Source organism: Flavobacterium sp. CFBP9031, from assembly GCF_034044945.1.
GTDB lineage: Bacteria > Bacteroidota > Bacteroidia > Flavobacteriales > Flavobacteriaceae > Flavobacterium.
In genome coordinates this window covers 1-285 of the sequence record NZ_JAXCWF010000033.1, presented here as the reverse complement: position 1 = coordinate 285, position 285 = coordinate 1, and the positions used below count along the sequence as shown (strand labels likewise).

Genomic DNA, 285 nt, shown 5'->3' with positions numbered 1-285 from the left:
ATTAGAAGCAATCTCTAGAAAAGAGCTAAAAACAATTAAAGGAGGTGACGATCCAATTGATCCAAATAATCAAAACGAGCCTAAAAAAACTGGCGGAAACGGGAATCCATAAACAATAGAAAAAAACTCTAAAAACTAATCCAAAAAAATAAAGTCATGAAAAATAGCAAATTAACATTCGAAAAATTTCAATTAGAAGCAATCTCTAGAAAAGAGCTAAAAACAATTAAAGGAGGTGACGATCCAATTGATCCAAATAATCAAAACGAGCCTAAAAAAACGGGC

General features: G+C 31.2%; 1 protein-coding gene. It reads left to right on the top strand.

The window, feature by feature from the left end:
* Nucleotides 1–156 precede the first annotated feature (156 nt).
* Nucleotides 157–285: TIGR04149 family rSAM-modified RiPP (locus tag SOM12_RS24110; RefSeq protein ID WP_320495887.1), on the top strand; the 129-nt coding region annotated here is incomplete at its 3' end.